This window comes from Streptomyces kunmingensis, from assembly GCF_039533535.1.
Lineage (GTDB): Bacteria > Actinomycetota > Actinomycetes > Streptomycetales > Streptomycetaceae > Streptomyces > Streptomyces kunmingensis.
Map to the genome: position 1 here is coordinate 1 of NZ_BAAATS010000084.1, position 5,740 is coordinate 5,740.

Consider the following 5,740-nt stretch of genomic DNA (forward strand, 5'->3'; position numbering starts at 1 on the left):
TATCCGGGGGTGTGGGCTGGGGTTTTGGGTGTGTGGGGACTGTCAGCAGGTGTCGTTTGCGTGGTGAAGCCCGCTGTCGTTTCCCGGTGTCGTTTTGATGGCGTCTCTGTAGGCGGCCTGTCTGGGTCGTGCTGGCGTAGCGGTATGACCTGGGGTTTGTGGTGAGAACGACGGGTGGTCCAGCCGTTCGTGTGGAGTGCTACGGCGGGTTGGCATGGTGGACCAACGGCATGGACAGCCCTTGCTTTGAGGCGTGCGGACGGGGCGGGGGCGGGGATGCCGGACGGGATGATGTCACGGGCTGTGGGACGTGAAGCGGCAATGGTTCGTCTGATGGCGCTGCATGCCCGTGGAGAGCTGACGACAGCACATGTCCGTGCCGTCGCGCAGGGGACGGGTGTCTCGGTGCGGACGGTCTGGAACTGGCTGGCCATCGCCCGATTGGAGGGGCGACTCACCCCCGTTGTGCCCTCCAGGGCACCGGTCCCGGGTGACCTGCGGGCCCGGCTGGCGCTGTGGGGCGGGAATGTCGCGGCGGTGCACCGTGAGTTGGCCGCCGAGGCAGCCGCAGCGGGAGAGAGAAAAGCGGTCCCCTCGCTACGCTCGCTGCAGCGGGCGGTGCAGCAAGAGCTCTCGGCGGGGGAGCGGGCCGGATGGCGGTCGGGGGAGGCCGCCCGGCGTGGGTTCGATGTCTACGGCAAACGCCCGCCCACCGTTCGGAACGCGTGCTGGGAGGGGGACCACAAGCGGGTTCCGGTCCAGGTCCGTCTCGACGGGCAGGTGGTGTGTCCGTGGGTGACGTGGTTCATCGATGTCGCCACGAAAGTGATCGTGGGCGTGGCCGTCACACCGCATCAGCCGGGCCGGGACGCGGTGTTGGCGGCGCTGCGCACGGGGATCAGCCGCACCTGCCCGTTCGGGCCGTTCGGTGGCCTGCCCGCCCGGGTCCGCGTGGACCGGGGCAAGGAGTTTCTGTGCCGCACCGTGTACCGGGCCCTGAGCCTGTTCGCCGTCACCGTCGATGACCTCCCGGCCTACACCCCCTACCGCAAAGGAACGATCGAGTCGCTCAACGGTGCGGTGGAGCGGATGCTGTTCGTCGCCATGCCGGGCTATACCCGCCGCGCCCGCGCCGGCGAGGCATACCGGCCGGACCGGTCCGAGGACCTGCTGCCCTTCGAGGACTTCGTGCAGGCCTTGCTCGACTGGGTCGCCTGGTGGAACACCGAGCACCACCCCCGTGGCCTGACCGGCGGCCGTACTCCGCAGCAGGCCTGGAACGCAGACCCAGCACCCATCGAGGACGTGCCCGAGGAGCATCTGGCGTTCTTCGCGCTGGAGGACGACGGCCGCGCCAGGAAGATCACGACGAACGGGGTGTCGTGGCAACGCCGCGCCTACATCGCGCCCTGGATGACCGGCCACGTCGGCACGTTGGTCAGGCTGCGCTACCTGCCGCACTTCGACGGCACCGTGGAAGTGTTCGCCGCCACCGGCGACGGCCACCATCTGGGCACCGCCTACCTCGCCGAGACCGCCACACCGGCCCAGCAGCGCGCCCTGAGCACGATCCGGACCCAGAAGGCCCAAGCCTTGAAAGCGGACCTGAAAGCAGCGGAGAAACGACGCCGGACCCGCTACACCACCACGACCACGCCCTCCACTCCCACGCGCCGACGCACTCCGACCACGAATGAGGCGCAAACAGAGATCGACCAGGCCCAGACCACGGATCTGGCCGCCCGTGCTCTGCCGGATCTGATCCCGCCCCGCGAGCCGCCCGCGACGTGGGCCCGCCCCCGCAAACGGCCACCATCCTCCGACTGACGCACACCGGCCGCAGAGCACCCCCAGCACAAGGAGTGAGGCACCATCACCAGCACACCGCGCCGGGGACGGCTCCCCGCGCCGCAGGAAGACCACTTCATGCGCCTGCCCGGAGCCCAGACCGTCTCCACCCGCGCCCTGCTGACCGCCCAGGAAAACATCCGCAGCGCGCTCGAGGCCCGCGCGATGATCTGCATCTACGGAGCTGCGGGCCACGGCAAATCCTTCGCCGTCAACGCCTGCCTGCGCGAACTCGCCCCCACCCTCACCCGACGGATCCAGTTCCGCGCCCGCCCCTCCACCCGCGACCTGCGACCTGCGACACGAACTGTTCCACGCCCTGGGCCTGCCCGGCCGCCCACCAGCTCATCCGATCGAGTTCGACCGCATGCTCCGCGCCGCTCTGCAGGAACCGCGGGTGCTGGTGTGCGACGAGGCGCAGTGGCTGTCGAAGCTGTGGTGTGGGGCGCGGGGTTGTTCGTAAGGCGACAGTTGCCTTTTGTCAGCCGCTTCGTTGATGACTTCGGTGGCACGCGTGTTGTTCAGGCGCCGCCTTAATTCCAGGGTGGTCGAGGGGCTGGTGGTGGAGCGTGGGGGAGAAGCCTCTTCTTCGGCTGGTTCAGGGCGGGCTCACTGATCTGGCCCCCGATGCCCGGCAGACACCGGATGTATGGATGTTCCAGGCCGACTGTGTCCAGGCCTTCACCGCGACGTGGGCGGCGCGGGGTTTCGCCCTGACGACGATCAACGCCTACAACTCTCTCCTGCCCCGGGTGCTGGCCCACTTCGACCGCCCCGTCTGGCAGATCGAGCCCGTCCACGAGGATGCGATGCTTCACATGCTGCTGCGCGCGGGCCGGAGCGCGGGAACCAGACGCCGCTACCTGGACATGCTGCGTGCCTTCCACACTTTCGTCCGTCTGCGCCATGGTGCCGAGATCCGCGCGGTGTACGGCACCACCGTGGCCGAGCCGCTGGACCGCTTCAACCGGCTGCGCCACGTCTGGGACGAGCCATCCCGCCGGCTGCCGCCCACCGCCGAACGCCTGGCCGCCTTCTTCGCCCACGCACGCGCCCGCCTGGCCACCGTGTCCGACTACCCGGCCGCGGCACGCGACTACGCGCTGCTGCGCACCCTGTACCACTCCGCGCCGCGGCTGAGTGAAGCACTCCGTCTCGAGCTGTGCGACGTCCACCCCGACCTGGGCCCCTCCGGCAAGCTCCACGTACGGTTCGGCAAGGCGGCCAACGCCTCGGGACCCCGCCCGAGATGGGCCCCGATGCTAAACGGCCTGGACCACATCCTTGCCTGGTACCAGAGCGACATCCGCCCCCTGTTCCCCAACACCGCCGCGCTGTTCTGCGACGCCCTCGGCCAGCCGCTGAAGCCAGAGACCGTACGCGACCGCCTCTCCCGCCTCCTGGGCACCGAAGACAGGTCCGACGACGACCGGTTCACCCCGCACGACCTGCGCCGCGCCTGCGCAACCCACCACTACGAACAGGGCATGGACCTGACCACCGTCCAGCAGCTCCTGGGCCACCACCACATCGCCTCCACCATGGCCTACGTCCGCCCCTGCCTCACCTTCGTCGAGGACGCCTGGCGCCGCGCCACCTCCACCGCCCTGACCGGCTGACCCCAGGAGCCCTCATGACCACACCCCCTCTCCACGCCGTTAAGACCCCCGCCCCGCCACCCGAGGTGGAGTGGAAACTACGCATGGCCGCAGCACAGCGCGGCATCTGGACCGGCACCGAACTACGCCGCCTCCTGGCCGAGCGTGCCGGTCTCGAACTGTCCGCAGCATCGGTGTCCGCCCTGTTCACCAAGCAGCCCTCCCAGGTGAAGCTGTCCACCCTGGCCGCGCTATGCGCCGCTCTCGACTGCACCCCCGGCGACCTGCTGACCCTGCACGAATCCACTACGCCCCAAACCCCACCGCCACGACCCGACCCCGACCCGCCCCGACAGCCTTCGCAGCAACAGCCCGTGCCCCGCCACCGATCCCTGCCACCCCTGTGACCCCGCCCCAGCCCGTCACGAGCCCGCCCCCATCCGTCGCTGCCGTACCCCGGCCGGCCAAGGACAACTGCCCGGCCTGCCACCGCCTGCGCCGGCTGCGCCCCGACACCGGCCGCTGCGCCTGGTGCTCACGCACCTGCACCCTCTGCAGAGCCCCACGACGCTCCGCCCAGGACCTGTGCGCGATGTGCCGACACCGCTCAGCAGGCCGACCGGCACGGGGCCCATGCCAGCACTGCGGACGCCGACGCACTCTCGACACGGCGACTCGACGCTGCCGGACCTGTACAGATCCCACCACCGCACCGCCCCCGGCAGCCTGCGAGCACTGCGGCACCCGCGGCCAGTGGGCCAAGGGCCTGTGCAAACGCTGCTACGAGCACTCACCGCACACCGTGATCACCCGAGCGACCGGCTGGGCCGAGCGCATGCCCGCCCCTCCGCCCTGGTGGAACGACTTCGCCGCACACCTGAGCGCCCACCGCCACCCCATCTACGCAGCAGACATGGTGGCCACTACGGCACGCCTGATCATCGCGACCACGACCGGCGCTCCCCGCACCCTGCTCGCCCACGCCCACAGCAACGCACCTGAACTCGTAGGAGCACTCACCGACTTCTTCCGCACCCACGGCCACCTGGCCGCGCCACCGGGCCTGACCGACCTGCGCGCAGCAGCCCGACGAGCCCGCCACATCGAGGCCACCCCCAGTCCACTGCGCGCCCAGGCCGACGCATTCACCGACTTCCTGCTGCTCCAGCGCGAGCGAGCCCAGCAGCTCGGGCTGCACCCCACCCAGTTGAAGACCATCGAGATCCGTCTGGACACCATCCGCGACCTGGCCCTCCACCTTCACTCCGAGGGACACAGGAGCTGGGCGAGCGTCACCACCGTCGACCTGGAGTCATTCCTCGCCCTGGCTCCGGCCCGCCGCGCCTCCCACCTCGCAGGGATCCGTCAGTTCTTCGCCCACGCCCACCGCTCCAAGATCATCCTTCACAACCCCACGGACCCGATAACAGCCGTGCAGCAGAGGGGGTTCAACGGCCCCACCCTCACCACGGCCCGGCAACGCGCCCTGTACGAGCGGTGGGCCACCAACCAGTCCATCCACCCACACGAAGCCTTCATCGGCCTGGCCGCCCTCCTTCACGCAGCAACCATCGCCGAACTGCGCCAGCTCACCGACGCCGACATCGACCCCCACCGCCACAGCGTCCGGTTCCCCGGCAGATCAGTGCATCTCCCGCTCGACAGTGCGACCTGGACGGCGCTGGAACGCTGCCAGGAGCACCGGTGCCGACTCGGTACGAACAACCCCCACTTGCTCGTCACCCGGCTCACCCGAACACACCACGGCCCTGCCGGCGCCGCCCACATCCGAGACAGCCTCGCACCCGTCAGCCTCCTGCCGCGCATCCTGCGCTCCACACGTCTGCTCGCTCTCGCAGACGAACTCGACGCCAAGATCCTCACGCTCTCCCTGGGGATGTCCTACGCAGGAGTCGCCCACTACCGGCCCTACCCACAGCTCACCAGACCCGTGTGATGGTTCATCAGGCCCAGGCGCGACGACAGGGGACAGCGGCAACGCTCTACGTACGCGATCACAGGTCGATCCGCAGAACATAAAAAAGCTGGATGAAAAGAATGACACACACTGGCTGTTCCATCAGAGGCAGGCCACTCAATAGGGGCGGAGAATTCTCGGAGATCCCATACTTTTTTGCGGGATGGAAGCAACCCTCAGTCACGAGATCGACGCCGGCACGCAGCCAGCGGCTTTTCAGGTCCGCGCGCAGCGTGGACCTGCCAGGCCGGATCGCGGAGCGATCCGAGCCGTCAGCAATGCGGAGCATTGCTGACCCGGCGTCACGGAGTGACGC

General features: G+C 69.2%; 5 protein-coding genes. 4 read left to right on the plus strand and 1 reads right to left on the minus strand.

Translation table 11 applies throughout. The features are described from left to right. Positions 1-333 precede the first annotated feature (333 nt). From ABD366_RS43360 to ABD366_RS43375, 4 genes are all read left to right on the plus strand, one after another. Complete coding sequence (locus tag ABD366_RS43360; protein ID WP_324766242.1) at positions 334-1,827, plus strand: Mu transposase C-terminal domain-containing protein; 1,494 nt, start codon at positions 334-336, stop codon at positions 1,825-1,827. Positions 1,828-2,501: 674 nt separating this feature from the next. Beyond that, on the plus strand, positions 2,502-3,467 hold the full coding sequence (locus ABD366_RS43365) for a tyrosine-type recombinase/integrase (protein WP_324766243.1): 966 nt from the start codon (positions 2,502-2,504) through the stop codon (positions 3,465-3,467). A 14-nt stretch (positions 3,468-3,481) separates the two neighbouring features. Beyond that, positions 3,482-3,853: a helix-turn-helix domain-containing protein gene (locus ABD366_RS43370; RefSeq protein WP_324766244.1), complete on the plus strand. Its 372-nt coding sequence runs from the start codon at positions 3,482-3,484 to the stop codon at positions 3,851-3,853. A 395-nt stretch (positions 3,854-4,248) separates the two neighbouring features. After that, the gene (locus ABD366_RS43375) at positions 4,249-5,403 is read left to right on the plus strand and encodes a hypothetical protein (protein ID WP_324766245.1); all 1,155 of its coding nucleotides are present in this window, start codon (positions 4,249-4,251) and stop codon (positions 5,401-5,403) included. A 58-nt stretch (positions 5,404-5,461) separates the two neighbouring features. Here the strand turns inward: ABD366_RS43375 and ABD366_RS43380 are convergent. Further along, positions 5,462-5,740, minus strand: a 279-nt coding sequence (locus ABD366_RS43380; RefSeq protein ID WP_344443663.1) for a hypothetical protein, incomplete at its 5' end; no start/stop codon positions are given.